Source organism: Paenibacillus sp. FSL H8-0280 (genome assembly GCF_045040665.1).
Taxonomy (GTDB): domain Bacteria; phylum Bacillota; class Bacilli; order Paenibacillales; family Paenibacillaceae; genus Paenibacillus; species Paenibacillus xylanexedens_A.
In genome coordinates, this window is sequence record NZ_CP150296.1 from 3,852,119 (window position 1) to 3,876,570 (window position 24,452).

A 24,452-nucleotide genomic window follows, 5' to 3' on the forward strand; every position below is an offset into this window, starting at 1 on the left:
TTCCGATCGCACTTATCCACCGATTTTTAATTCACTTTTTAATTATTCATCTTGTAAAGTTACTCTCTCCCCATTAATTAGCAGGTAGCTCACATCATTCACCGGAATGGTCTTAGGGGATATCCACTTAATGATATCCTGATCCACCTGGAGGAAACCGGATGCGCCAGACAACTTTGTACCATCCTTCAGGTGAACTTCAATACTCAAGTCCTCCACCCGAATCTTGCTCAGTGCCTCACCTCTAAGCGTGACGCCAACCGAGGAAAGAGTTACATTTGCCTGTAAGCCTCCTCTTGCATCAAGCTGAATGTTTCCCGTTTTACTCAAAGTATTTTGACTCAAGTTAAAGGTCGTTTTCCAATTCCCTTGTATAACTTCACTAATACTCGTAAAGCTGCCTTGAAGTCTCAGTTTATCTAATTCGTTAACAGCGGACAGATCATACACAAACTCCTCATAATCTCCTCCATACCCGACCCCATCTTTCATATAATGTCCATAGCTAACGGAATATTCAGGTATATCGAGTTTTTGACCTTGCTCATCCGTGAAGTAGAAATATCCATGATTATACTCGCCTATCTCATTATTCGGATTAATCTGAATGTGTAACTTGCCCTCCACAAAACCTATATTGGAAATATGCATCCAATCAATACCCTCAACAGGGATATTCGTTACATCCTGATGCAATACCGGAATTGGATCGGTTTCCAATTGAATATCGGTTTTACCTCCCAAGCCACTTATACGATCTTGATCCAGGATTTCATAACTATTGTTTTGCTTTTCTTGTAACACCTGCTTCCAGTCCACTTGTACGTTGTAACCATCTTGTCGAGATGCACCCGACATCAGCGTATTGATCTGAACGGTAATCCGATTTTTACTGACTTTTCCTTGAATGAGGAATCGGACAATAGCCGTTTTGTTAGCATCATCATAATGAACAATCTGAGCGTTGTTTGCATTACCTCCGGTTACCCTGTAATCATATACGTCCAGTGTATCGTCAATGCGATGACCCGTCAGATCCGATAATGAAACATAGATTTCCGTTGTATCTCCGTCCCTGACAGCACCTATAACCTCCATTCGAATCCCTTGATCTTCACTCACCTGGTGAACAGGCTGAAGAATGCCAATCCGATCTGCACCTAGAAAATGAAGAATAGAAGACAGATCAATGATGCCCACCGATGCAGCTGCCCCTGTAACAAGACATAACGATAACGCAGCGGTTACAGGAATATAGATGGCTTTGCGATACTTTCTTCTCCTATTCATGGACTTCTTTGTCTGTGCGGATGGATATAATACAGGTGGATAAAATGATGTATCTGATCTCGTAACGGTTGGTGGTTCATTCAGCGCCAATTTATCATAGAACAACTTTTTAATATTAAAGAGGTTCTGCTCAGTGAATTTTTTTTCGGATTTTCGCATTTGATCGCCTCCTTTATTTCCTGTTCATCCACCATGTCCTCAATCGTTGCCTGGAGCGATAAAGCTTGTTATGGACTTGCCTAACGTGTAGGGACAATGCTTCCGATATCTCATGGGGTCTCTGTCCTTCATAAAACCGACGTTTCATAATCTCCCGTTCCGGTTCTGGAAAAGATTCAATCATTTGATTAAGTTCCGTATACGTCTCTTTACTGATCATCTGAACCAACAAATCATCCGTTTGCACCGAATGAATCTCCTCTTCATATGTAAGCTCAGTTCTTCGATTAAGTTTCCGGTAGCGATCAATCGCTTTATGTTTTGTGATCGTTGCAAGGTAATTTTTCAAGCTGCTTCGCCCAGATTGGAATGCATCCGGATTCTGCCAAAAAGCAAAAAATGTATCTGCTACACATTCTTCAATCTCTTCTACCGATGCATGATGTAGGATGGAATGAGCAATCTTCCATAACAAACCTGCGTAGTGGTTCATCACCCATTCCATGGCCTCAGGATCACGATTCGCTACTGCCTTCCGTATTTGTTCTTCTTCCACGATTACATGCACCCTCCCTTCCATGCTCATATGATCACGAGTGCTCGTGTTGATCCGTGCTTCCTACCTATATTCGTTTGGCAAATGACTTTTACTTACTCCTCGATAAAAAAAAGATTTGCAGTGACCCTGTGGTCTTCTGCAAATCTTCTTATATTCTATAATACATCTTATTTATTACATCATATCGCTTCATGTGCCTTCGCTTCGATTACTAACCAATATCACGCCTCTTCTTGCACACTGAGCTGTACATATTGGGTGAGACGACAATACTGAAATAACAGCAATTCTTCATTACCTTGTCCAAGAGCCACGCTACGCCCTTCCTTGATGAGGTGATTCAACAACTCACCGAGGAAACTCATCTGCAACCGCGAGGATTCCGCTGCGAGCTGCTCAAGCACCTCAATATCCCGGATCGTAAACTGAGATAACCCGCGCAGGAGCAACTCTTCTGACCAGCCGTTAATTCTCTGCATAAACTGATTATATTCTTCCAAGTCTGCCCATCCTCCCATTACCGATATCCAGTTTTAGACTGAGCACCGTTTGACCCTTCAGGAAACTGATCGGGCTAATCCGTTTTGGTTCCACACGCACAAAGGCATAGAAGTGTTCAAGTGATTGGGAACCATATCCTGACTCCAGTCTTTGGATCATCGTTTGCCAATCAGTTGAATACGGGAGAGTAAGTGCCAAACGTTCTCCTTTGGCACTCTCAACCGTCAGGACAAGATCCTGCGTTTGTTTGACAAAGTTATGGTCCACGATTCGAGCAACTTTGATCACAGCCAATCGTTCTTTGGGAGCAGCAAATAAGTCAAATGTTCGCGATTCCTCTTCAAGTACAGACGTTACGTCTTGCATGGTTTTGCCCAGGTTCAACGTTTCCACACCCGTTCGTGGCAAAATCGCAAGCTTGGCACCTTCCCCGGAAGAGATCCGGCGTTCTTCATTCACTTTAACTGAATGGAATTGAACTTCTTCACCGACGAACTGGCGAAAGGTCAGATTAGGCAGCCATGGTGTGAATGCACCATAATGCTCTGTATATGAGAACTGCTGATCATCGTAATATACAGCACGTACATCGCTATAGGTGTAGATTTCCTCATCATCGAAACAATAGAAATAATAGGTGATTCCACGGAAACCGGATCGTGTCTCCCACGCATCAGCTCCCAGTCCATACAGGTGAAGTGAAGGAACTGTAAAGTATTTACTTCGAAAACTGCCAATGAGCTGACTCTGCTGAATGACAGATACCTTTTCTTCTTCAAGAACCTGGAGTGCAAGATACAGCTTGCTTACCCGATCCAACATGGATTGCATGGAGAAACGTATATGTCTGTTGAAAAACAACTGTAGTTCCCCTTGAATCCCTCGTAAACTGCGTTCTATGTCAGGCAGGTTGCCACTATGAGCAGCGATTGCCAAGGTCTCCAGTTGTGCCATATAGGACTGAGGAAGGCGGGCCAGTCCCGTCTTCAACAATCCTGCCAGCATAACCATACATTCCTGTACTGTCTGAAGAGAGAACTTGGCTTCGTATACCCGTCCACTTAATGCATCCGTATCATCCAGGCCTTTTAGGTTCCGATACCGTAGCAAAGCTTCAAGCTTGGCCATTTTCCCAGCTGTCTGCTGCACCTTACAGAGTGCTTTTGCAAGGTTCGGTTCCTCAGTAAAAGACACCTCGATATTCTGGGTGGTCAGATGAACCGTAAGAAGTGAATCTTCAATGATCTTAATTTCCTCTGGGTATCTCAGTCGGAAAACAACTTCCTCAATCATGGAAGAACTATACGATTTAATTAACACGTTTAGGTCAGACTCTGTCATCCAGCGGAAGCGAGACTCGATCCCACGTGATACCGTATGCGGAATTTCGCTTGGAGCGTCCACGTTGGATACTAAGTTTGAAACTCCGTCTGTTACGGATACGTTTTTTGGTACGTCCAACGGATCATTATCCGGTATCCCTGAGTCCTTATCCAGCGCATGCTTCTCGTCTGCATTCATTGAATCCTCTGCCGTATATTCCCGTTGATCATACAGAATTGCAATCAGCACATGCTTGCAGATATGATCGGCCGGGCAGGAGCATTCCCAATGATCCAGCGTATTTTCAAGCGTACATTGTGTCCCGTCACTGAGCTGACAACTCACAGATGATGCATTCCATGTGTACGTTACACTTACACCATTGTCCAACTCTTTCAAAGACCTTTTGTACAACCCCTTGTTGGCATACCGAATCAAATAATCCTCCGTACACAGCTTCGAAAAAATCCGGAATTTTTCCTTGAATCCACTCACGTCATAAACGCCCCGTTGCTCTTAGAATATCGTAGATCGTTTCACTGAACACGCGACCTGGAACGTTGCCTAGAGCAATGGGTTTGTTGTCACCATAGTAATAATATTGCTTGTTATTCGGTTTGAAGAAATGAAGGGATTCCAGGGTAATGTCATCCAATCCCTCGTAATACGTGATGCTCGTACCGCTGAATTGCAATTCCGCAACAAGATCTCCGTACTCTTTATAAAATTCATGATACCAGCCGCCGTCCTGTGCCGGTCCTTTGATCCAACCGTATTTCTCCAGTGCTTTGGGGAAAGCCGTTGGTGAAAAGTCAGACTCGGGCAGATGATCGTATTCATTCTTCGTTTTATCCTCATCTTCTGGCTGGTGAATCTCACGATTCAATTGCTCGAATGGCTGCTTGATCTCGTAATCCTCCAACTGCGTTGTCCAACCTTCAAGCGTCGCCTGATCCAGTTCCAGCGGGTGTATAAGTCCCACCTGCGCACCCGAAGGCAGATCAACCTCATCTTCATCCACAGAATTGAAGGTGCCGTCCTCCATATAACGGAAGGTGCTGATCAGAGCGCCATCCTCATACGTTCCCCAGATCAGACCAACAGCAAATTTCTGCATAATTACATTTTGTACAAACAATGCTTTCCACTCATCGGCAGACCACAGACGTTGCTTGGACAATGACTCTTCCAGACGCTGCGCCTGAATATTAACCATGGATTTGAGATCTTTTTTCAGCTGTGTGAATCGTGCCTTGGACTGCGCTGCCAATTCAGGGTCATCTTTATGTGCAGGAGCAGGCAGACTCTTCACGGATTTGCCCGTTTCTTCATTGAGTACAACGATTTGTAAGTCTCCATTTACCTTAATCAGGAAGGAACGTTCTCCGTAACTCAGCTGCATGGTTCCTTTTTCATCAAAACCAAGCGTAGTGACTAACCGATCCTCCAGTTGTTCCGGGGTAAGTCCCATATTATCCGCTGCAAGCTGCAACGCTTCTTCTGCTGCACCTTTCACCTGACGGTTCTTCACACCACGTTTGATTTTATCGATCGCCATAAGAGCGGATGGATCCTTCAGATAAGCGAGCACTTTTACAGCATCTGCTGCAATCGCGCCGCGGCTATTTTCTGTCCATTCCTTAATTTGCGGAGCCAGAATATTCACAATCTGAATATCGCCAAAGAGTGCTGAAACATACATCACCCACTTTTCTTTCGCAGGGGCACCTTCTTGAATCCAGACCTGAATCAATTCACTTGCAAAACGAGCGAGCGATGCCTCACTTACGTAATCCCGTAATTCATTCAACCGTTCATTAGGACCGGATGTATGATCCAATGATTGGACCAAAGCATACTGTTTAATCCGGTCATCTAAAGGCTGATTGTCTTCAATACGTATCAGTGAAGGGAGATCTTTCAAGGACAACCAGCTCAGTCTCGACAACTTTTTGGCATCCGCCTGATCAGCGAGTGCAGCATGGGCATACTCTGGACTTAGATCTGCGGTATCCAGCAGAATTTGGATCAAGCTCTTCCAATCGTCGGACTTCTCTTTCTTCAAAAGCTCACCGTACAGTTCCTTGCTGTTTTCCAGACTGCGGATTGCGGTCAGAGCCATTTCTTTGATCGCCACTTTTTTCTCCGAGAGGTAGACGAGCGTATACAAGTCCTGATCAGGAATTCGGTTGAATTCCGCTAACGCCACGCCGTTGGCCTTTTTGGAAGAATCCTGCAATCCGGCACGAATCGCTTCGGCCAATATTTTCTTCGATAACTCATCACGCTGTTCAAAGGTAATCTCCAGAATTAAAATGCGTGTATCTGTTGGCAGTTTCTTGTACTGTGTCAGTGCATAGTCCAGATTCTGCTGAATGATTCGGCGGTATTCGTCATGCGGCATCGATTTGTATCTGTAGTCGGTCATGCCATTGAGTGAGATCAGGCTGGTTAGCAATTTCTCACGTTGCACCTCAGGGTCTTGCCCGTAACGTTGAAGCAGCTGCTCTCCACTAAACGCGTATGAATTGTACATGTCCGAGATAATATCCAGTGTCCAATCGGGATGAGTGGTCAGGATTGCGAACCTGCGCATCGCCTCCGAGTCCAAGGGCAGAAAACTAATACTAATGAGGTTGTGAACACGCTTCTTATCCCGATTCAGTTGATTAAACAACCCGCGACTATTCGGGTCCGCCCAATATTCCTCCAGGGTGTTTTCCCCACTTAAGTATCTTGCAATCGCAAGTCCTTGACGTCCCCCGTCCAAAGGATGCCGAAGAGCGTTGAATACAGCTTGCTCCAGTGACCCCTCCGCATTAGGCAATGTCAATCCTTGATCCTCCATGAATTTCTGAATGCAGAGTTTGAGGAATGGCGGTTTGATAATCTCGTATGCTCGAATCGCTTGTTCAGGACGATTCGCGATCGCGGATTGTAACATGTTCCAAGATACCGTGTACGAATTAAGCTCGTCCCGCAACATTTCAACCAACTGATAAGGCTCATCCAGAGGCACAAGTCCAGCAAGCAGATCATTTGGACTCTTGGCTCTAGGGTCCATACTCAGCAAGTAACGGCGAACTTCAAGTGGATAAATCTCATGTAACTGATGTATTGTGTGAAGCAAAACATGCCCAATCTCACTATTTGTATCAAGGAACCGTTGTTTTCCTCCACTAATGTTAATCAGGTACAACAAGGCACCACTCACAAGTACCATAGTTTGATGGAATACGGTGTTTGAACATTGCTCTTTTGAAGAGAAAGACGTATTGGGATACAGCTCAGCTATGAGCCGACTGCGCTTTTCTTTGAGGAATTCATCCTTCAATTCTTGGGATGATCCGTTATGCTTTCCTTGAATATTACTTACCACTACAGGTTCAATCAACGTATGTAGCTCGTCCCGCAACTTATCTGGATCATTAGCCATCACATGTTGAAACAACACGGGTAACGATTGAGCAGAAGATTGAACCTCTGCGAGATGAGAAGCCGTGTCACTGAGTCTTGAATATAGTTGTAGCAGCATTAACGCATTGATTACATCTCGATAATCCCCCTGGGTGTCAGCCTTTTTGGAATCAAAAAGCCACTGGGCACGCTTTAATTTGCTCTTTAATTCAGTCAAAATTTCGTTCTCGCCTGCAAACTGTTTGATCTTCTCCAACCGGGACAACAATCCATCCATGCGATCAGCGCTTTTGCTCTTCCCGCTTAATCCGTAGGCTTCGGAGTCATTTCCCATACAGACAGTAAAGGCATCCGTTCTCCATGAATTTCTCTTGGAATAATTGGATTCCAGATATATCACAATAGCCCCGGCCCGGTAAAAGATATCTCCATCGTCTTTTTTGGCAAGCTTCATGAGCAGATCAATCGTTTGATACACATAATGACTCGAATTTCCCATCATATCCGGAAACTTGTCTGTCGTTCCCAATACATAATCGATAATTTCGGAGCTTCGATCTGTTTTTAATGAATACTCGTTTGAACAGGTTACTGCGAATTTCTCCACCAAAGTTTCAACTGCGCGGTCTGCGGTAAGCATTACACATTCCTCCTTGAATTTAAGTGATGATCTCGCCAATCCAATCCGCGAGTTCGTTAGGCGTAATTGCTGCTACATGTGCCCCCATATTGGTTAACGTCTGTGCGGCATGTTTGTTATAGACTGAATCCCCGTTAAAATCGAGTGCGGTGAGAACCAGCAATTTGCATCCTGCATCGATGATATCTTTACAGGCTTTGTACATTTGCGCGATCGGGTACCCTTCCTCCAGATCACTGACCAGAATAAAGATGGTTTTGCCTGGATTATCGATTAACGTCTCGCCATAACGCAACGCTTTGGTAATATGTGTCCCCCCGCCGAGCTGTACATTCATGAGCACGTCTACCGGGTCTTCCAATCTGTCGCTCAGATCAACAACCTGCGTATCAAATATGAATAATTGGGTGCGCAACGCATTCAAACGGTAGAAGATGCTGGCCATCACCGAACTGTAGATGACTGAATCCAGCATACTGCCACTTTCGTCCACACCAATGATGATGTTCCACTTGTTATGGGGCTGGATACTCCCGTCGAAATACAGACGATCAATCACAAACCTGCGCTTGTTTTTATCGTAATTCTTCAAATTCTTGGTGATAGTTCGCTTGAAATTCAGATTTCGCAAGGATCGTACTGAACTCGAGGTATAGCGACTACGCTTGCCCATGATACTCGCTCGGGTCTGAGATTCCAGCTTGCTGCGCAGCTCTTCAACCACGGTTCGCACGATCTCCTTGGCGCTCTTTAACACCTCACCTTTCATCCGTCCTTTGAACTGCATAATGTTCTTGAGCAGATTCATGTTTGGTTCAAGCGATTCAAGCAGCTTTTTGTCCGTTAACAATTCTGTCAGCCCATAACGATCAAGCGCCTGTTTTTCCAATATTTCTACCGTTGTTTTGGGGAATAGATCCCTGACCTTGTGCAGCCATTTTGGTACAGTCAGATTAGACGCACCGCGTCCTCCCTCTTTTCGGTAACCTTGTTCTTCACCGTATTCACGGTTATACAGATAACCCAGAATCTCATCGATTTCCGTATATTGAAATTCACCCGAAGTGTATTGGTCTGTATTACACAACCCTTCTTCCGCCGATTCACCGAGAATCAGACGCCATCGATTTAAGGTTTCAGCAGAATGTTTATCCCCTTGGTTGTTTCCATCCGGATTGGAACTTTCGATTTCTCCGGTTCCTTCCGTTGTCCGATTCGCTTCATTCATATTAGCTTCCATGCGGCAAACTCCTTTCGAAGCGCTTCGTCCCATGCTTTGGACTGAATCAGCATCTGCTCATCCACCGCAGGCCTCAACATCTCCTCTGGTTCAACCTGATGCAGACTCGCCACCCGCTCGGCAATCAAGCCCGTCTCCATTGGTGTAAAGTAGGTGAATGCCAGCCGCAATTCCGGTACCATACTGATGAAGTCGTCGTATGACAGCTGTTCAATCAGATAATTCAACTCGGACAACAGCTGATCTTCATATAAAAAAGCGTCACGTGCTACAGTGAATACTCCCTGTAAAAAAAGTGCCGTTTGACGGGTCTGATCCGGTGTACCATGGATATACCCGCGAGCACGATCAACAATCTCATCCCTGGGCCTGTCACCTAGCCCTGAGGAAATAGCTACACACACACCCTCCAGCTGAGCCGGAAGCTGGTGATCAGACAGAAGCTCATTCAGGTGAATTCGGAATGTCTCATCCTGAAAATACCCCTCTGATGACTCTGCGAGCATAGCTAGCAGCTTCAACCCCTGAATAATGTCTTCATGTTCATCCGGATTGGCTCTGGAGAGCTGTAACAACTTGTCCACGGCGTTCCTATAAGCTTCGGAGACCAGGTCAGGGAGATGATGCTCGTCAGATAATCCCAGCAACCTGCGGTGTTGATGAATTCGGTTCAAGACATGCAGACTGTTACATAAGGATAGAAAATTCCCGTCCGTTCTCAGCGCTGAGCGGACCTGTTCATAGAGTTTCATCGCAGTGTCCTGAAGTCCCATGAGCAGCGCTTGAAGCATGAGTCGGGCAAGTTCACCGCTATGATGATCCGGTACTTCCTGCATCTGTTCTTCCATTTTGCGTGTAGCGGCCCCGGCAAGTGTTCCACCATAGAGAGAGTTCTCTATCAATCTGGCTTCAATGCGAGATGAGTACATATAAACCCAGGTTTCGCGAACAAGATTCATATCACGCTCTGCGATCCAGTCCGGCCCCGATTGCCGTTTCGCGAATTCCGGAACCAGATAGGTGATGCATTGAATCAATTGGCTTATCTGACGATGCTCCGGTTTCGCATACAGATCCAACACTTTCTTGTGTTGACCTGTTGTACGAATCTGCAGTTTGTACTCTGTACAACGAGCCTTGAAGTCCTCCACGATGGGAATACTGAATGAATTGGGAGCCACGCTTCCAATGACGTCTCCTGTCAATAACTGTTGCAGCTCTTGCAGCGGTTTATCAGTCGCCAAGGTAAGCTCACCCTTCACAAAGGAAGAGAGTGCTGCATCCATCAACTCATAGACGCCGCCTTCCCTTTTACCACGAAGCCCGGCAAGACCTTGAATCATACTGTATGCCTCAATTGCATCACTCGTTGATACATGCTCGTGTCCATCCCGTAATTGGCGCATCAGCCGAGATAACAAGTCCAGAGCCGTTAGATTATACGGTGTACTCTTTTTGCGAAGCAGCTGGTTCCAGATCTGATCGTAATAATTTACATAAGGCATGCCGCTCGCATATCCATTGAGCCGATCCGCTTCAGCAAAAGTATAGACCATCGGGTACATTTGTTGGTGAACCGTATCTGGATTAACCGCACTTTGTTGAGACGTTCCTGGTTTACCTTGTCCATCCAAACGTTGGTCTGTATGCCGTTTATCCATTTCTGGATGTTCCAATTCGGATTCATGTTTCTCTGACATCAACAGTCCATACGTATGAAATCCACCTGTAATGACAAGCACACGATCATGCTCCTGCACCGCTTGATTAATACGTTGTCTCATATGTGCTTCTCTTGCCAGATCACCTGAAGACTGTAATCGTTCCGTGGAATAACACATTCGGGATAAGGTACAATACGTGAATACATCCTGCACGAATGCCTGAGTGGATTTTTCCAGACCGCCAATTTCAAACACCTTTTCCCACAATTCATCAAAACTGCGGCAGTTTGTTTTTTGGCATAATCGGTTAATGAAATCAGACCCCGCAAGCAAGGTTTCGTCCTGAATGGAGATCTCCTTTTGTTCTGTCTGGCCGGATTTGGATGCACGAGTGGAGAAGTGTTGATAGTCCAGGTCAATAAACTTCGCCGGAATATCCAGCCGTTTTGCTTCTTTCAAAGCTACATATTCAGGCGAATAACGAAGCATCGGATAATAGCAGGCTTCTCTTTCCAATTCACTCTCATAGGTATAATACAGACTGACAGGAGGTATCGTTGCCTCATCACTCAGCACCGAAATTAATGGATTACCGCTCTCCGGTCCTTCGATTAGAATGATATCCGGCTTGTACTCCCCGATTAATCGTAACAAGTGATACGAACATGCAGGGCTGTGGTGTCTAATAGGATAATAGACCGTATGATTACTCAGGTTATATACTTGGGACTCGAACAAGGATTGTAACTGATCAACATCAGGGTCCAGTACCGCTGTTAACCGATCCATTTTCTCTCCTCATAATAGTCCTTCCACATTCCCTCTTCCCTGGAACGCTCTTTTACGACCTTGGAGAAGTAGGTTTTGAGAATGGACAGATCCTTGTCGTTTTCCTTTGCAATGGTCCCTAGCATGTTCTGTACCAACCGATCCAGTGCAATAGCTTTATCTTCGTAATAATAGGAAGTCATCGCACTCTGGACATAGACAGACACCGCTTCCGCCGTACTCATGGATGCCTGAGGGGTGTCCAGCTTGTAGCCTTCCCGTGTCATGCCAGTGCGCAGTTCCATGAATGTTGTAGCCAGCAATTCAACCACATCCGGGTTAATGTCAATATCAATTCCACTATGTAATAACAGGCTTCGTGCCTGGGATTCAATAATTTTGGCTTCCATCTTTACGTTATGAATGGGCTTGATCGTTTCAAAATTAAACCGACGTTTCAATGCACCGCTCATTTCGTTTACACCTTTATCCCGAATATTGGCTGTAGCAATGACGTTAAATCCTGGCTGGGCAAACAGTACACCACCGTCCAGTTCAGGAATGCTCATGACCTTGTCACTGAGAATACTGATCAGACTATCCTGCGCTTCAGCCGGACAACGTGTAATCTCTTCAAAACGGGTAAGAATGCCTTTCTTCATGCCGTTATATAACGGTGATGGTACAAGCGCAGCTTCCGAAGGGCCTTTATCAAGCAACATGGCGTAATTCCAGGAATACTTGATCATATCTTCTGTTGTGCCTGCTGTACCTTGAATCGTGTTTAGACTGGTACCGGAGATCGCTGCGGTCAACAGTTCGCTCAGCATAGTTTTGGCTGTGCCGGGTTCTCCCACGAGCATTAATCCTCGATTGCCTGCCAGAGTAACCACTGCACGTTCAATTAACACGTCATTGCCATAGAATTTGCGGGTAATCGAGATCTCTTCTCCATTTAATAACGCAGGCTTATCCCTGCCAATAATAAAATCGCGCACATAGGCGGGAGATAACAGCCAGTTCGGGGGACGTTTCCCCTGATCTTCCTCTCGCAGCGCGCGTAATTCAACCTCGTATAATGTCTCGGCGGGTGGTTTAAGCATCTCCATCGTCAAGGTGTCTCCTCTCACGTAAACAGATCGTATGTTCTTATTCCTATCATTTTATCACAGCACTCCAGCAACTACCCGGTAAAACGATAAAAATGGTTGAAACGTCCTTCTTATCAGCACTCTTCCTAAGTCCATGGACATAGCCTCTAGCGCAAATATGAAGGTGAAATATTCTTACAGCCGTGCCAACACACTGGTTTCGGATCAGAATCAGCATGCTTATTACCCATTTAAAAGCATTATAGGCCATATGACCTTAGGAATCATTACACTTTCGATCGTGTGTTTCAACCAAAATTAAGCCCATTATTACAAAGAAGACACCGGCCATCAGCAGCCTGTGTCTTCTTATATGTTCAAATTTCACCCAATATCTATGAATTTTGATCGAAACTAACCAATCTTTCAGAAGTCTCTACTTACATTCTACGCCCACACGAAGCCGAATACAGCTCGTACCAATCATATCGGGTGAGCTCAATATTCGTTGCATCACGGCAGGCCAGAATACGTTCTGGTCGAATTGAACCAATCACGGGCTGAATACCTGCTGGATGCTTCATTAACCAAGCCAGCACAATAGACTCTGGTGTCACTCCACGCTCCTTGGCCATTCGATCAACCAATTGAGCCGTATGCTCAATCTCCGCGCGCTGTCCCTCAACTATCCTGCCAGTAAATCGCCCTTGAGCAAGTGGACCCCAAGCCTGCAGTTGAATATGCTCTGCCTGACAATATTCCATCGTGCCATAGGGGAACACGTTGTCTCTGGCTTGGGGCCGATTAACTGTCACACCGGCTTCTACGAATCCGATTTTGTCCAGACTCATCTCCAGCTGGTTCACAATCAGAGGTACTTTACTATGAAACTGAAGAAGACGAATCTGTTCAGAACCCATGTTAGACACACCAAAATGGCGCACTTTACCGGAATGATGCAGCTCAGCCAGTGCTTCTCCAATCTCTTGCGGATGGGCAAGTGGATCAGGACGATGTAACAGCAAAATATCCAGATAATCGATACCGAGCCGTTCCAGGATACCGTCCACACTCGCCAGGATATGTGCACCTGAGGTGTCATAACGCTGCGGTCCTTCATCATCACCCACAAGACGTATACCACATTTCGACTGTATAATGATCTGTTCACGCAAGCCGGGAGTTTCGGATAAAACTCGCCCCAAGACATGCTCTGCCTTACCACGTGTGTAAATATCCGCCAGATCAAAGTGATTAATGCCTATTTCGATAGCTGCTTCTACCGCTCGATGACCTTCTACGACAAGATCTGAAGTAATGGGGAGCCCATCCCATTCACCCCCAAACCGCATACAGCCAAGAACCATTCGACTTGCCGGAATCTGGTGGTGATGCAAAGGAAGTTGTGCGTAAGACATGTCAGCGTTCACCTCATTTTCATTTTTACCAAGCATAATAACCGATTCTCTCTACCATGTCTTCTTCCGTCTTCCTCTATTTTCCTGCTCTATCATCCATATGAAGAAAAAACAAGGTTTCAAAAGCTTGTGTATTGAATATATAGAGGGTGCAGGTATTATGCAGGAATATGAGAGGAGATTTTGCATTTGAATCCGAATGAATCCAACGAGTCCTCAAAGCCAGCGTTTTTCACGAAAGAATTCACACACAACCCTTACCCGGTATATGAAAAGTTAAGAAAAGAAGAGCCCGTTTTCCGAGTTATGTTTCCTCAAGGAGAATTCGGCTGGATGATTACCCGATATGAGGATGCAGTCCAGATTCTGAAAGATCCTCGCTTCAGCAAAGACATGGTTCGACGTTACGGCGCTGACAATCAAAGCATCTTCTCCAATAATATGTTGTTCTCCGATCCGCCCGATCATAAACGTCTTCGCGGACTTGTGCAGAAAGCGTTCACACCCAAACTGGTCGCAGACATGCGGAGCCATATTCAGGACATTGCTGATGAACTGCTGGACAACCTCCCGTCACAGGAAAAAATGAATCTGATCGATGACTTTGCCTTCCCACTGCCCATCATTGTCATTAGTGAAATTCTGGGAGTCCCTGCCCAGGATCGTGACCAATTCCGCATATGGTCCAATACGGTAATCGATGCTTCCACAGCCGAGAGTGCTGAGCTGTTTGAGCAGCATTCCAGAGAGTTTATAGATTACCTTACGGCCTGGTTCGCGAAAGTACGCCAAGACCCGGGCACAGATCTGATCAGCCAGCTTGTCATTGCAGAAGAATCCGGGCAGCAGTTAACTGAACAAGAACTGCTTGGCGTTGTCTCCTTATTAATCATTGCCGGTCATGAAACAACTGTTAATCTCATCGGCAATGGGATTCTCGCCCTGCTGGAGCATCCAGAGCAACGCGAACTGCTCATCAAGCAGCCCGAGCTTATTCACAATGCCATTGAAGAGATGCTTCGCTATAACGGGCCTTTGGAGTTCAGCACATCTCGCTGGGCTCTGGAAAATATTGAATTCCGTGGACAACGTATCGCTCAAGGTGATCTTGTCATTGTTGCGCTTGATTCCGCCAACCGGGACGAACAGCAGTTTAAGGATGCTGATATCTTCGACATTACCCGCGAAAAAAGTTCGCATCTGGCTTTTGGCAAAGGCATTCATCTCTGCCTCGGAGCGCCGCTTGCTCGTCTGGAAGGTGAGATTGCAGTCAGCACACTTCTGAATCGTTTTCCAAATATACAGCTTCAGGCAGATGTGAATGAACTGGAATGGAGACCTGGCATGATTGTTCGTGGTGTCAAGGAAATCCCGGTTCAACTTAAATGATAGCTAAATATGAATAAATGAAAGTGAGGCACATTACATCATGGAAATGAACACCTTGGTATGGATTGTTCTGCTGCTTCTGATCTTTGTGTTACTGGTCAGAGTCACCAGCCTGCAACGTCAATTAAATGAATTGAAAAGAGATGTGGAGCGTCTGGAGAACGTTTCAATCTCAGGCACACGCTCCGACTTCAATTACACCTTGTCTCCTAAGGAAGCATCCCCTTCGCATACAAGCCAACCAGCCCAAACGGATCTGGATCAGGAACTGCTTACACTTATACAACAAGGGAAAAAAATTATGGCGATCAAACAACTGCGTGAAGCCAGAGGTCTTTCGTTGAAGGAAGCCAAAGACTATGTTGATTCTCTGGATCGGTAATATACAACTCACATAACTCTCGGAAGAAGTTACTCCAGACTTTCGGCTGTTAACACAGACGCAGTAAAAAGTATGGAATCTTTGTCCGAGAGTTTACTTTTCAAACGACATATGCTACTGTTATTTCTATATTACTAGAAATAAGAAATAAAGACGAAAGGACAGATCATTATGCAATCAAACTCGAATGAGATTGAACAAGTCGTCAAAATTCATAAAGCGCTGGGCGAACAAACACGGTACAAAATCATTCAGATTTTATCGGGCGAAAGCAATCTGTGTCCTGCCGATCTGGAGAGCCGCCTTGTTACCGTTGCCCTATCGACTCTGTCTCATCACCTGAAGCAGTTGTCTGATTGCGGCCTACTTACATCGCAGAAGAAAGGTACGTATATTTACTACAGCCTGAACACGGAGACCGCACAAAAGTTTGTTCCCTATCTGCTAAATAAATAAAAAATTTGAGTTATATTTCTATATAATTAGAAATATCGAAACATTGTACAATATTTCATACAGAACTTGGTCACATAAGTTTACGCTTATACCAATATTCATTATCTCGGTTGTAACATACCATTCGCGCAGATGGGTTGCATTCAACGCATTCATGTCTTGTTCTATCGTCTTTATTTCTATATTTCTAAAAATATAATAATTATAATCAGAAAGAGGTTATGTTTCCATGTCTTCTACGCTCAAAATCTATGTTCTTGCCTTGGTCAGTTTCCTTGTAGGAACGTCCGAATATGTCATTGCCGGCATTTTGGATCGAATTGCAGATACCATGAATATCTCTTTAATCGCTGCCGGACAGCTCATTACGATTTTTTCACTCGTATATGCGCTAGGTACACCTGTCATGATTGCACTGACTTCGCGCTGGGACCGTCGCAAGCTGTTGCTATACTTCCTCGGTCTATTCGTTGTGGCTAATGTTCTTGCTTACCTGTTGCCAGGCTATGGACTGTTCGTCGCAGCACGAGTGTTGATGGCTTTGGGTGCGGGCGTTGTTGTTGTCACGGCATTAACGGTTGCTTCCCAAATAGCAGCGGAGGGCAAACAAGCTAGTGCAATCGCCACAGTAATCACTGGATTTACGGCTTCTTTGATCGTTGGCGTTCCGCTCGGAAGGCTTGTAGCTGCATCTTGGGATTGGAAGCTTGTTTTTGCCGGTATCGCCGTTCTTGGAGTTCTCGCCATGCTGGTAATCGCGGCCGCCATTCCGCCTTCCAAAGCAGAAGCGCCTGTTCCGCTGAAGAAACAACTGTCTTTGCTCAAACAGCCACGAATTGTTTTGGCACTGCTGGTGACATTTTTCTGGTTAGGTGGTTATTCCATTGCCTACACGTACATTTCACCTTACCTTGTATCCGTTTCAGGAATGAGCGAAGCACTACTCAGTTCAGCTTTACTCGCATTTGGCATAGCAAGTCTGATCGGTTCAAAAGTTGGAGGGTTCAGTGCTGACCGATTGGGTGTCAAACGAACGCTGATCACAGGCATGACATTGCATATCGTAAGTCTGGTCCTGTTGAATATAACGGCAAGCTCTCATCTCGCTGTCTTCCTTGTTCTGATTTTGTGGTCTTTTGCCGCATGGTCTTCGGGTCCAACTCAGCAATATAATCTGGTCACCATGGCTCCGGAATCCTCAGGCATTATGCTAAGCCTCAACAGTTCGGTGATGCAACTGGCGATGGCTGCCGGAGCAGGTATTGGCGGAATCGCGGTCAGCAGCGTTTCATTGTCATCCATCACCTGGATTGGCGCTGTCGGGGTTGCTGTTGCCTTCATCATCGTTATAAGCTCGTATCGTTCAGAATCTGCGAAAAGTACACACACCGATACATCGCACAACGTTGTCTGATATGAATTCGTAGTATAAAAGACAAACCAAAAAGAGAGCCACTGTATGCATACAGTGGCCTCTCTTTAACCATTTTAACGGTTATTCTATTACCGATAAGCTGAACTCTTATTGGGCCGTAACTGCACCATCGATCGGATATACTGCACCATTGATATAAGGCGCTTCATCTCCAAGCAGGAAGGAAACCAAGTTCGCGATCTCTTCCGGTCTGCCCAGACGTCCGGACGGAATGCTATCAACGGTTGCTTTGAACACTTCAGGGTTGTCTTTACCGAACTGAACAACCATAGGTGTCTCAATTGTACCTGGGGCAATCGCATTTACACGAATGTTGTCCTTGCCATATTCAATTGCAGCTGTACGCGTCAAGCCCACCACGCCATGTTTGGTTGCTGCGTATGGTGCAACTGCAGGTACACCAACAATACCCGCTGTGGAGGCCGTGTTCAGAATGGAACCTCCACCTGTTTTAAGCATTTCAGTAATTACATACTTCAACCCGTAGAATACACTTCTCAGGTTAATATCAATAATCTGGTCAAACTGCTCAATCGTATGTTCAATCAGCTTGATCCCAGGACCTGCAATACCTGCATTATTAAAGAACATGTCGATTCGTCCGAACTCTTCGACTGTTTTTTTCACATAATTCTCAACTTCAGGTGCTTTACTTACATCTGCTTGTACAAAAATGGCTTTACTTCCCAGCTTCTCAATCTGCTTAACCGTTTCAAGACCTGTCTCTTCGACAAGATCCACAACGACAATGGATGCACCCTTCTCAGCTAGCTTCAGTGCTGCTGCTTGGCCCAATCCACTTCCTGCTCCAGTAATAATGGCTACTTTTCCTGCGTGACTCATGTTGATCTCCTCCATGTGTGTGTGTCATCTTGTGATTGGATCGATGAATACGATATGAAACGTACGTACATGCCTGATGCAATATGTAGGTCAAAAATGGCATAAAACCTTCCTGACTTTACCTATTCTAATAGACTTTCGACATAAAAACAAATCATATAATATGTACTTATACTATATTACATGTCACATTTTCAGCATTCTATTCAAGAAGCACGTAACCATAATGTCTTGTCACGTGCTCCTCTTTTACCTCTTTTACATAAACAATACTTTGAAAGTCGGTATCTCTACAACTTCAAACGGTGCATATCCGCTTATCAAGACACTTTAACGCAGCAAATTCGTTTTTGCCAATTCAATAATTTCGTCCCCGCGTCCGTTGAGCACGGCTTTCATCATCCATAACGTGAATCCTTCCGCCTGTTTGATATCAATCTTCGGAGGTAAAGACAATTCCTGACGGTTCACCACCACATCAATCAGTACAGGACCATCATGCTGAAGCGCACGCTGCACAGCTCCTTCCAGTTCACCCGGATCCTCCACCCGAATACCTTCCATGCCCATGGCCTGAGCAACCATCGCAAAGTTGGGATTGACAAGCTCTGTCCCCGATTCCAGGAAGCCGGCAGCTTTCATCTCCAGCTCAACAAAACCGAGTGCTCCATTATTAAACACCACAACTTTAATCGGCAGATTATGCTGTTTTAATGTCAACAGATCACCCATCAGCATCGTAATACCGCCATCACCCGACAACGAGATGACTTGTCTGCCCGGATCAGCGACCTGAGCACCAATTGCCTGTGGCAAAGCGTTTGCCATCGTACCATGACTGAATGAACCGAGCAGTCTGCGATTACGAGACATCTCGATATAACGGGCCGCCCATACTGTCGGAGTGCCGACATCACAGGTGAAGATGGCATTTTCAGCTGCGGCATCACTAATGACCTTGGTCAGGTACTGCGGATGAATGGGCTTTTTACCCGGTTTTCCAACGGCCAGCTCGTCCAGATCTTTGCGTACTTTCACATAACGATCCACACTTTTACGCAGATGTTTGTCACTGTGTTCTTCTGTCAGATAAGGAAGCAAAGTTTCAATAGTCGCTTTCACATCCCCACATACGCCGTAATCCAGCTTCGTGCGCCGACCCAGATGGGAAGATTGAATGTCGACCTGAAGGACTTTCGCATCTTCGGGATAGAATTGACGATATGGGAAATCCGTTCCCAGCATTAATAATACATCACAGTCCATCATGGCATGATAACCGGATGAATACCCAATTAGACCCGTAAGACCCACGGAATAGGGGTTGTCATACTCCAAATATTCCTTGCCTCGTAGCGCAATAACCATCGGGGATTTCAAGCGATCACAGAGCTGCATAAGGGGTTCCCGAGCGCCCGCGCAGCCTGCACCGCACAATAACGTAATTTTTTTGCCTTGATTAAGATACTCCGCCAGTTTCACGAGTTCAGGCTCAGAGGGATGTACCACGGGGTTGGTTGCGTGATACACATGCTCAGGCACAGGAAGATCCGCTGCTTCAAGTCCTGCTACATCCCCCGGCAATACAACGACGGACACACCTGAACGTGCAACTGCTGTCTGAATGGCCATCGTCAGAGAACGCGGCATCTGTTTGGCTGTTGTAATGACTTCACAATAATCGCTACATTCCTGAAACAGATACTCCGGATGGGTCGCCTGAAAATATTCACTACCAATCTCGTCACTTGGGATATGTGCAGCGATAGCGAGTACAGGAACACGATTGCGGTGACAGTCATACAGACCGTTAATCAGATGCATATTACCAGGACCACTACTACCTGCGCAGACAGCGATACTTCCACTGACCTCAGCGTCCGCCCCAGCAGCAAATGCAGCTACTTCTTCATGTCGTACATGAATCCACTCGATCTTCCCAGAACGACGAATGGAGTCGAGTACCGCATTCAAGGAGTCTCCAACAATGCCATATATGCGTTTGATGCCAGCGTTCAATAAGGATTCAACCAGAACGTCCGCGACTGTTTTTTTCATAAGTGATGGGTCTCCTTTAATTGCTCATTTTGATTATGTTTCCACTCTGTTAATATACCTATTCTTATACCCCAATCTTCTGAAACCCGAACCAACTCATATGTATTTCTGGATATATGAAAAGATATGCCCCTTAAAACTGTTTATTGGTTCTTAGCAAAATTCCAAAAAAATGGGTATATCTCAAAAAGAATTCCGCCTCGCTCCAATGGCTAACAAACCTACCGCACCTTAAAAGGCAGATCATCATCCGTTGCAAGATTTAACGAACCTCAGTAACCCTATTTCGTCATAAAAGGGGTTCAACACCTAAAAAATCCAGTGATTCGACGAAATAGTGTCTCTGTGATTCGTTAGTTCTCAGATCTCGGCAAATGGGAGCGAATAGCGTGTGTCAGGTTCATTAGAAAAAATAACACTGCAAAGAGGATGTCCCCCGTCAAATTCATGACTTATGGGACACCCTCATTAAGGCTGAACTCAATTTATTCGTATTTCATGTCAATTTCCAAATCCACTTGGACATTAGATAGCAGGCATCACATTGCCACCACTTACCGGGATATAGGCACCTGTGATAAATGAGGACAGATCCGACGCAAGAAAAGCCACCGCATTGGCGATTTCCTGATCTTCACCCCTGCGCTTCAGCGGCACGGTACGCGTATATGCCTCATCATGTCCAGGCTCACTGGACCGATCACGTTCACTAATTGTCCATCCAGGTGCAACCTGGTTTACGGTAATCTGATACTCGCCAACCTCCTTGGCAAGTACGCGATATACACCGTCCATTCCACGCTTACCAGCGGTGTAGGCCGATTGATGAGCGAAATTTTGCATTGCACATTCCGTATTGATACCAATGAACCGACCAGCTCTGATATTTTGCATATGTGGAATGAAAGCTTTGGCAAGATACACACTCTGCATGACACAGGATTCAAACTGGCTCAAGTAATCTTCAGGAGACTGTTCCAACACTGTTGTCCATTCATATTGAATGACCGCATTGGCAACAACGATATCCACTCCGCCAAGGACAGGCTGAATTTCATCACGCATCCGAAATGCTGTATCCTGCTTGGTAATATCTCCCTGTACAATTACAGCCTTACGACCGAGTGCTTCAATCTCACCTTGAAGCTCCCGAGCCTTGGTATCATTATTTATGTAATGTAGAGCCAGATTGGCGCCACAGGCTGCCAACGTTCGGGCGATGACTCTCCCCAGTTGTCCGGTTGCACCTGTAACCAGAGCCGTTTTTCCTGAGAGATCCAATTGCATAACAGCGAAAACCTCCTTATATTCGTTTGGTCGAAAACGATTTCGATAATATGTTATCTTTGCTCATTAATTACGCGTTATTCAGAGAGATATACAGCATTGTTCAATGCTGTATATGATAGTTCAACTTTTTTCTTATATGTGGAGACTATTAATTATGATGTTGAATAAGATCAATTTCCTGGAAGCGACTAACTTCCTTTTCCCAACGCTCTTCTACATATTGACGGTGAACCGGGTGATTGTTGTATGCATCATACGCAGCCTGATCTGCAAAGACCATCGAGAAGCTGTAGTCAAACTCATTCTTCTCACTTACCTGTCTCAGAACCTGAAACTGCTCTACCCCAGGAATGACAGCCAGTGCATCCGAACTTTCCTTCAAAAAGGCTTCGGCCTCCGGCGTATCTTTACCCGCGTATAGTGTAAACGTTACCATATGTGTGATGCTGCTCATCTCTATTTCCTCCTCCAATATGTTCGTACTCGTTTCCTAGTGTACATCCGAATGTGTTGTAAGCGCAATAATTGGTTGAATAATTTTTAATGTACACAAAAAAACCTCAGGACAAATCCCGAGGTTTTTTTGTAATGTATGGACAAACTTATTTGTTGATGTTGTATTTACGGTTAAATTTATCAACACGGCCACCGATATCCACGTTTCTTTGTTTACCAGTGAAGAACGGGTGGGATGCGGAACTAGTGTCCACACGGATTACTGGGTAAGAGTTACCGTCTTCCCATTCCATAGTTTCGTTAGAGAACTTCGTGGAAGAACTCAGGAATTTGAAATCAGCACTTGCATCGTAAAAAATTACGAGTTGTGTCTTTGGATGGATGTCAACTTTTGGCATAATCTATTTACACTCCTTTAATATGGGTACTTCTTTAGAATCAAACTACATTTTATTATACTCTTTTTTTGGACAAAGTACCAGCAGGTTTTGAGGAATAGCTAAAAAAAATATGATATCTGTGATTTTGCACCTAATCAGGTGTCACGCCGTCCCTTTCTCCAGTACATTCAACATGTACTCCAAAGCCTCCAGTTCATCCCTGCCTCTTGTCTGTAATCTGACAACACTACCATATCGAATGGGTAGTAACGCCATTCCAAGCAGGCTTTTGACATCTACACGATGCTCATGCTCAGACTCCATATACGACAAAATAATATCCGAGGAAAAACGCGACGCTTGAGAAGATACCGACATCAGATCATCCCGATGAAAATCAGCGTGTATCATAAATTCATGTACTCTCACAACCTTCAGTTCCTTTCGCTAAGTACTTATTCACCAATATGGTGTGTATCCATTTATATATTAAAATCTTCATGAATTATACCATGTTATGGGAGCTTGACCCATACTTTTTTGCAAAAAAAACAAAAAAAGAGTCCTATACCGCAGGACTCTTCCAGGTTGTTCTTACATACCATTCGGATATACCATGACCTTCAGACTACCACTTTTATTGTGTAATGCGCGCTCCATCGCTTGCTGTGTCTCTTCGAGTGAATAACGATCTGTAATCAGGGACATGACGTCATGCTGACCGGAGCTCAGAAATTCAATTCCTGCCGGATACGTATTGGCATAACGGAATATGCCATAGATATCAACTTCATTGTCCGCAATAAATGGAACATTGAGTGCGATCTCGTCCTGTGCAGGCAGGCCCACAATCGCAAGTTTGCCTCCACGTCGAAGTGAATACAGAGCGGATTGTAGCGCCTTCGGATTCCCCGCTGTTTCCCATGCGGTATCGACACCCACACCATTTGTTAACTCGCGAATCACAGCCAGCGCATCTTCATTCCGCACATTAATGGTATGCGTGGCACCCATGCGGCGAGCGGCTTCCAGTCTAACTTCCTCCAGATCCGTTACAATGATCTTCTCTACACCGAAAGATTTGGCAGCAGCCACAGCCATGAGTCCAACGGGACCCATGCCCATAATCGCTAGGGTTGTACCCGGAGCCAGTTTGCTGCGGCGTGCAGCGTGAATACCAACAGAGAATGGCTCGTTCATAGCTGCTTCCTCATAAGACAGATGATCCGGGATCGGGAATACCATATCTTCACGCATAACCATGTATTGTACAAATGCCCCATCCACCGGAGGGGTCGCTAGAAATTGTACATCCGGACATAGGTTATAACGACCTTCTTTGCATGCCGTGCAACGTCCGCAAGTCACCCCAGGCTCAATAGCAACCCGATCCCCTGTTTTGAGACGTGATACGTTCGAGCCAACAGCAGCAATGATCCCCGCACACTCATGACCCAGAATGATCGGTTTCTCCACAACGAATCTGCCAATGCGTCCATGTTCAAAATAATGCACATCCGAGCCACACACCCCGACAGCCATTACCTGAATTAACACTTCATCCGCTGCCGGTTGCGGGACGGGTTGTTCCTCAATAATGATGTGTCCTGGCTCTGTCATGACAGCAGCTTTCATGGTCTCGGGCAGTTGATGTTGTCGCATACGGTTCTCCTCCTCATGTATGTCCATGCTG

The 24,452-nt window shown here is 45.4% G+C and carries 20 protein-coding genes; 4 read left to right on the top strand and 16 right to left on the bottom strand.

Features of this window, described 5'->3' with window-relative positions; all coding sequences use genetic code 11:
* Positions 1-42: 42 nt before the first annotated feature.
* The 9 genes from MHI12_RS16795 to MHI12_RS16835 form a co-directional block, all read right to left on the bottom strand.
* Positions 43-1,449 carry a hypothetical protein gene (locus MHI12_RS16795; RefSeq protein ID WP_405169809.1) on the bottom strand — a complete coding sequence of 469 codons (1,407 nt, stop codon included), beginning with the start codon at positions 1,447-1,449 and terminating at the stop codon, positions 43-45.
* A gap of 13 nt (positions 1,450-1,462) precedes the next feature.
* A complete protein-coding gene (locus tag MHI12_RS16800) occupies positions 1,463-2,005 on the bottom strand; it encodes a sigma-70 family RNA polymerase sigma factor (protein WP_165980198.1) in 543 nt (180 codons plus the stop codon).
* 224 nt (positions 2,006-2,229) lie between these two features.
* A complete protein-coding gene (locus MHI12_RS16805; protein WP_405169810.1) occupies positions 2,230-2,508 on the bottom strand; it encodes a hypothetical protein in 279 nt (92 codons plus the stop codon).
* Positions 2,495-4,327: a hypothetical protein gene (locus tag MHI12_RS16810; protein WP_405169811.1), complete on the bottom strand. Its 1,833-nt coding sequence runs from the start codon at positions 4,325-4,327 to the stop codon at positions 2,495-2,497. The genes MHI12_RS16805 and MHI12_RS16810 overlap by 14 nt, the downstream gene beginning before the upstream one ends.
* A gap of 1 nt (position 4,328) precedes the next feature.
* Positions 4,329-7,889 carry a DUF4132 domain-containing protein gene (locus MHI12_RS16815; protein WP_405169812.1) on the bottom strand — a complete coding sequence of 1,187 codons (3,561 nt, stop codon included), beginning with the start codon at positions 7,887-7,889 and terminating at the stop codon, positions 4,329-4,331.
* A gap of 19 nt (positions 7,890-7,908) precedes the next feature.
* Positions 7,909-9,129 (bottom strand): VWA domain-containing protein, encoded by a 1,221-nt coding sequence (locus MHI12_RS16820; protein ID WP_405169813.1) that lies wholly within the window; start codon positions 9,127-9,129, stop codon positions 7,909-7,911.
* Positions 9,114-11,582 carry a DUF5682 family protein gene (locus MHI12_RS16825; protein WP_405169814.1) on the bottom strand — a complete coding sequence of 823 codons (2,469 nt, stop codon included), beginning with the start codon at positions 11,580-11,582 and terminating at the stop codon, positions 9,114-9,116. Before MHI12_RS16825 ends, MHI12_RS16820 begins: the two co-directional genes overlap by 16 nt.
* Positions 11,570-12,670 (bottom strand): AAA family ATPase, encoded by a 1,101-nt coding sequence (locus tag MHI12_RS16830; protein ID WP_405169815.1) that lies wholly within the window; start codon positions 12,668-12,670, stop codon positions 11,570-11,572. Before MHI12_RS16830 ends, MHI12_RS16825 begins: the two co-directional genes overlap by 13 nt.
* 422 nt (positions 12,671-13,092) lie before the next feature.
* A complete protein-coding gene (locus MHI12_RS16835; RefSeq protein ID WP_405169816.1) occupies positions 13,093-14,070 on the bottom strand; it encodes an aldo/keto reductase family oxidoreductase in 978 nt (325 codons plus the stop codon).
* Positions 14,071-14,259: 189 nt separating this feature from the next.
* Here MHI12_RS16835 and MHI12_RS16840 point away from each other — a divergent pair, with 189 nt between their 5' ends.
* The 4 genes from MHI12_RS16840 to MHI12_RS16855 all read left to right on the top strand — a co-directional run bounded on the left by MHI12_RS16840 (position 14,260) and on the right by MHI12_RS16855 (position 17,711).
* On the top strand, positions 14,260-15,459 hold the full coding sequence (locus MHI12_RS16840) for a cytochrome P450 (RefSeq protein ID WP_405169817.1): 1,200 nt from the start codon (positions 14,260-14,262) through the stop codon (positions 15,457-15,459).
* A gap of 40 nt (positions 15,460-15,499) precedes the next feature.
* A complete protein-coding gene (locus MHI12_RS16845; protein WP_405169818.1) occupies positions 15,500-15,841 on the top strand; it encodes a ribosomal protein L7/L12 in 342 nt (113 codons plus the stop codon).
* A gap of 171 nt (positions 15,842-16,012) precedes the next feature.
* The gene (locus MHI12_RS16850; protein ID WP_036613842.1) at positions 16,013-16,297 is read left to right on the top strand and encodes a helix-turn-helix transcriptional regulator; all 285 of its coding nucleotides are present in this window, start codon (positions 16,013-16,015) and stop codon (positions 16,295-16,297) included.
* Positions 16,298-16,526: 229 nt separating this feature from the next.
* Positions 16,527-17,711, top strand: coding sequence for an MFS transporter (locus tag MHI12_RS16855; RefSeq protein ID WP_405169819.1), 1,185 nt, complete (start codon positions 16,527-16,529; stop codon positions 17,709-17,711).
* A 108-nt stretch (positions 17,712-17,819) separates the two neighbouring features.
* On the opposite strand, the gene MHI12_RS16860 is transcribed toward MHI12_RS16855, so the two are convergent.
* The 7 genes from MHI12_RS16860 to MHI12_RS16890 all read right to left on the bottom strand — a co-directional run bounded on the left by MHI12_RS16860 (position 17,820) and on the right by MHI12_RS16890 (position 24,421).
* Positions 17,820-18,575 carry an SDR family NAD(P)-dependent oxidoreductase gene (locus MHI12_RS16860; protein WP_036673709.1) on the bottom strand — a complete coding sequence of 252 codons (756 nt, stop codon included), beginning with the start codon at positions 18,573-18,575 and terminating at the stop codon, positions 17,820-17,822.
* A 330-nt stretch (positions 18,576-18,905) separates the two neighbouring features.
* The gene (gene poxB / locus MHI12_RS16865; RefSeq protein WP_338587061.1) at positions 18,906-20,633 is read right to left on the bottom strand and encodes a ubiquinone-dependent pyruvate dehydrogenase; all 1,728 of its coding nucleotides are present in this window, start codon (positions 20,631-20,633) and stop codon (positions 18,906-18,908) included.
* A gap of 525 nt (positions 20,634-21,158) precedes the next feature.
* Positions 21,159-21,920 (bottom strand): SDR family NAD(P)-dependent oxidoreductase, encoded by a 762-nt coding sequence (locus MHI12_RS16870; protein ID WP_405169820.1) that lies wholly within the window; start codon positions 21,918-21,920, stop codon positions 21,159-21,161.
* A gap of 151 nt (positions 21,921-22,071) precedes the next feature.
* Positions 22,072-22,377 (bottom strand): Dabb family protein, encoded by a 306-nt coding sequence (locus tag MHI12_RS16875; RefSeq protein ID WP_076215373.1) that lies wholly within the window; start codon positions 22,375-22,377, stop codon positions 22,072-22,074.
* Positions 22,378-22,525: 148 nt separating this feature from the next.
* Positions 22,526-22,777 (bottom strand): type B 50S ribosomal protein L31, encoded by a 252-nt coding sequence (locus MHI12_RS16880; RefSeq protein ID WP_062834756.1) that lies wholly within the window; start codon positions 22,775-22,777, stop codon positions 22,526-22,528.
* A gap of 144 nt (positions 22,778-22,921) precedes the next feature.
* On the bottom strand, positions 22,922-23,188 hold the full coding sequence (locus tag MHI12_RS16885) for an HPr family phosphocarrier protein (protein ID WP_026081056.1): 267 nt from the start codon (positions 23,186-23,188) through the stop codon (positions 22,922-22,924).
* 165 nt (positions 23,189-23,353) lie between these two features.
* Positions 23,354-24,421, bottom strand: coding sequence for an NAD(P)-dependent alcohol dehydrogenase (locus tag MHI12_RS16890; protein ID WP_405169821.1), 1,068 nt, complete (start codon positions 24,419-24,421; stop codon positions 23,354-23,356).
* Positions 24,422-24,452: the final 31 nt, after the last annotated feature.

What these genes read in the sequence shown, in the direction of transcription:
- MHI12_RS16830 (WP_405169815.1), bottom strand. Translation starts at nt 12,670, where the DNA reads ATGGAGATGCTTAAACCACCCGCCGAGACATTATACGAGGTTGAATTA.
- MHI12_RS16845 (WP_405169818.1), top strand. Translation starts at nt 15,500, where the DNA reads ATGGAAATGAACACCTTGGTATGGATTGTTCTGCTGCTTCTGATCTTT.
- MHI12_RS16835 (WP_405169816.1), bottom strand. Translation starts at nt 14,070, where the DNA reads ATGTCTTACGCACAACTTCCTTTGCATCACCACCAGATTCCGGCAAGT.
- MHI12_RS16850 (WP_036613842.1), top strand. Translation starts at nt 16,013, where the DNA reads ATGCAATCAAACTCGAATGAGATTGAACAAGTCGTCAAAATTCATAAA.
- MHI12_RS16815 (WP_405169812.1), bottom strand. Translation starts at nt 7,889, where the DNA reads ATGCTTACCGCAGACCGCGCAGTTGAAACTTTGGTGGAGAAATTCGCA.
- MHI12_RS16820 (WP_405169813.1), bottom strand. Translation starts at nt 9,129, where the DNA reads ATGGAAGCTAATATGAATGAAGCGAATCGGACAACGGAAGGAACCGGA.
- MHI12_RS16860 (WP_036673709.1), bottom strand. Translation starts at nt 18,575, where the DNA reads ATGAGTCACGCAGGAAAAGTAGCCATTATTACTGGAGCAGGAAGTGGA.
- MHI12_RS16890 (WP_405169821.1), bottom strand. Translation starts at nt 24,421, where the DNA reads ATGCGACAACATCAACTGCCCGAGACCATGAAAGCTGCTGTCATGACA.
- MHI12_RS16795 (WP_405169809.1), bottom strand. Translation starts at nt 1,449, where the DNA reads ATGCGAAAATCCGAAAAAAAATTCACTGAGCAGAACCTCTTTAATATT.
- MHI12_RS16870 (WP_405169820.1), bottom strand. Translation starts at nt 21,920, where the DNA reads ATGCAATTGGATCTCTCAGGAAAAACGGCTCTGGTTACAGGTGCAACC.
- MHI12_RS16880 (WP_062834756.1), bottom strand. Translation starts at nt 22,777, where the DNA reads ATGCCAAAAGTTGACATCCATCCAAAGACACAACTCGTAATTTTTTAC.
- MHI12_RS16875 (WP_076215373.1), bottom strand. Translation starts at nt 22,377, where the DNA reads ATGAGCAGCATCACACATATGGTAACGTTTACACTATACGCGGGTAAA.
- poxB (WP_338587061.1), bottom strand. Translation starts at nt 20,633, where the DNA reads ATGAAAAAAACAGTCGCGGACGTTCTGGTTGAATCCTTATTGAACGCT.
- MHI12_RS16855 (WP_405169819.1), top strand. Translation starts at nt 16,527, where the DNA reads ATGTCTTCTACGCTCAAAATCTATGTTCTTGCCTTGGTCAGTTTCCTT.
- MHI12_RS16825 (WP_405169814.1), bottom strand. Translation starts at nt 11,582, where the DNA reads ATGGATCGGTTAACAGCGGTACTGGACCCTGATGTTGATCAGTTACAA.